This window comes from Micromonospora sp. KC723, from assembly GCF_004348595.1.
Taxonomy (GTDB): domain Bacteria; phylum Actinomycetota; class Actinomycetes; order Mycobacteriales; family Micromonosporaceae; genus Micromonospora.
The window spans coordinates 1-2,710 of the sequence record NZ_SMKD01000258.1 but is presented as its reverse complement, the minus strand read 5'-3'; the positions used below and the strand labels follow the sequence as shown (position 1 = coordinate 2,710).

2 protein-coding genes and 1 pseudogene are annotated in these 2,710 nt (G+C 75.2%); all 3 read left to right on the top strand.

Annotation, left to right across the window (positions count from 1 at the left end; all coding sequences use genetic code 11):
* A pseudogene (locus E1165_RS28425) lies at nt 1-330 on the top strand (hypothetical protein); the annotation flags it as partial.
* A complete protein-coding gene (locus tag E1165_RS28420) occupies nt 327-1,334 on the top strand; it encodes a MoxR family ATPase (RefSeq protein WP_132394768.1) in 1,008 nt (335 codons plus the stop codon). The pseudogene E1165_RS28425 and the gene E1165_RS28420, both read left to right, overlap by 4 nt.
* Nucleotide 1,335: 1 nt before the next feature.
* Nucleotides 1,336-2,703, top strand: coding sequence for a DUF58 domain-containing protein (locus E1165_RS28415; RefSeq protein WP_132394767.1), 1,368 nt, complete (start codon nt 1,336-1,338; stop codon nt 2,701-2,703).
* Nucleotides 2,704-2,710 lie beyond the last annotated feature (7 nt).

Genomic DNA, 2,710 nt, shown 5'->3' with positions numbered 1-2,710 from the left:
CCCGGTGCCCGCGCCCCCGTCGGCGAGGAGCCGGGGACGTGGAACTGGGCCGCCCAGGACGCCCTGCGCGCCGCCATCAACGGCTGGGAACGGCCGCTGGAGTGGTCCTCCGGCAACCGGGAACGGTTCACCGAGCGGATCCTGCCCCGCCTCGGCGAGTTGGCCGACGAACGGCTGCGCCAGCGGCACGGCCTCACCCGCGACTCCGATCCCGCCCGCGCCCGTACCCTGCTCGGGGAACCGCTGTGGACGTTCCTGGCCACGCCGTCACGCCGCCCGCCGTCGCCGCGCGACCTCGCGGCGATCGTCGCCGAACTGGAGAAGATATGAACGCCGTGGACCGCAGCATCCCCGCCACCGAGGTCGGCCACCTGGCCCGGGCGGTGCTGGACGCGGTCGGTCAGGTCGTGGTCGGCAAGCGGGAGGCGCTGGAGCTGGTCCTCGCCGGCATCCTGGCCGGTGGGCACGTGCTGCTGGAGGACCTGCCCGGCCTCGGCAAGACACTGACCGCGCGCTCGTTCGCGCAGGCGCTCGGGCTGGACTTCCGCCGCCTCCAGTTCACCCCCGACCTGCTGCCGGCGGACGTCACCGGTTCCTTCCTGTACGACCAGCGCACCGGCGACTTCTCGTTCCGCGCCGGCCCGGTCTTCACCAACCTGCTGCTCGCCGACGAGATCAACCGGACGCCGCCGAAGACCCAGTCGGCGCTGCTGGAGGCGATGCAGGAGAAACAGGTCTCCGTGGAGGGCGTCACCTACCGGCTGGACGAGCCGTTCCACGTGCTGGCCACCGCCAACCCAATCGAGTACGAGGGCACGTACCCGCTGCCGGAGGCGCAGCTGGACCGCTTCCTGCTGCGGGTGTCGTTCGGCTACCCGCGGCGCGAGGAGGAGTGGGACGTGCTGCGTCGGCGGATGGCCCGCCGCCGCGAGGAGGCCGAGATCCCGCCGGTGGTCGACGCCGGCACGCTACGGTCCATGCAGGCCGCGCTGGAGGACGTGGTGGTGGAGGACTCCGTCGGCCGGTACATCGTCGACCTGACCGCGGCCACCCGCGAACACCCGTCGGTGCTGGTGGGAGCATCCCCGCGCGGCTCGCTGGCGCTGCTGCTGCTCGCCCGGGTCCGGGCCGTCTTCGCCGGCCGGGACTACGTGGTGCCGGAGGACGTCAAGGACGTGGCGGCGCCCGCCCTGGCGCACCGCATCACGTTGCGCCCGGAGATGTGGCTGCGCCGGGTCGACCCGTCCTTCGTGGTCGGTGAGGTGCTGGAGCAGACCCCCGCCCCGGCCAGCGGCGCGCTGCCCAGCCACGCGGCCGGCCGGCTCGGGCGCTGACGTGCCCACCGAGGCCGGGCCGGAGCCCGCGGCGGGTTGGGCGCCCACCTGGGCGCTGGGCCGGGCGGTGCTGCTCACCGGGCTGTTGTTGATCGCCGCCGTGCTGCTCGGCCGGGTCGACCTGGTCGTGCTGGCCGCGCCCTTCGCGCTCGGCACCGCGTACGCGCTGCGCCGCCGGCCCACCGCCGCCCCGCACCTGGAGATCGCCGCCGAGGACGCGCACCTGGTCGAAGGGGGGCCGATGACCGGCAGGGTCAGCGTCGGCAACCCGGACACCGTGCCGTACCACCTGGTCGTGGTGCGCACCCGGATCTCGCCGTGGCTGCGGATCGACCGGGCCGGCTTCGGCGGCGTCGGGTTGGACGTCAGCGGCTCCGGCCCGGACCGGCCCTTCGTCACCGCCATCCCCACCAAGACCGCCGTCGACCTGGAGTTGACCGGGACGGCGCTGCGCTGGGGCCGGCACCCGGTCGGTCCGGCCGGTACCCGGGTCGCCGCCGCCGACGGTCTGCTGGTCTCCCGTACGGTCGTCACCGAGCCGGTGAAGCTGCGGGTGTACCCGATGACGGAGCCGTTCGAGGCGGTCGAGGCGATGCCCCGGGCCGCCGGGCTGGTCGGGGCGCACCACTCGCGCCGCCCGGGTGAGGGGGGCGAACTGGCCGGCGTACGGGTCTTCGGGCCGGGTGACCGGCTGCGGCGGATCGACTGGCGGGTGTCGCTGCGGGCCCGGCAGCTGCACGTGGCGGCCACCCTCTCGGACCGGGACGCCGAGGTGGTGGTCCTGCTCGACGTGCTCGCCGAGGCGGGGCGTTCGGGCGGGGTACGCGGGGCGGCGTCGGTGCTGGACACCACGGTCCGGGCCGCCGCCGCGATCGCCGAGCACTACCTGCACCGGGGTGACCGGGTGGCGCTGCTGGAGTACGGGCCGGCGGCCCGCCGGCTCCGTCCGGCCACCGGCCGGCGGCAGTACCTGACCGTGCTGGAGTGGCTGCTCGACACCCGCGCCGAGTCCTCCCCCCACGAGCCGTACGACCAGGTGTTCGGGCCGCAACTGCTCTCCGCCGACGCCTTGGTGGTGGTGCTCACCCCGCTGCTGGACGAGCGGTCGGCGCAGATGCTGGCCCGGCTGGCCCGGGGCGGCCGGTTCGTGGTGGCGGTGGACACCCTTCCGGCCGACCTGCCGCCGCCGGGGGAGAAGGGCTGGGCGCCGGTGGCGTACCGGCTGTGGCGGCTGGACCGGGACACGATGATCAGCCAGTTGCGTGAGCACGGCGTGCCGGTGGTGCCCTGGGCCGGCGCGGGCAGCCTGGACCAGGTGCTCCGTGACGTTGCCCGGTTGGCCACCGCGCCGCGGGTGGGTGCCCGGTGACGGGCGC

Bases quoted from the DNA above. Each gene is read 5' to 3' on its own strand.
- E1165_RS28420 (WP_132394768.1), top strand. From the start codon at position 327: ATGAACGCCGTGGACCGCAGCATCCCCGCCACCGAGGTCGGCCACCTG.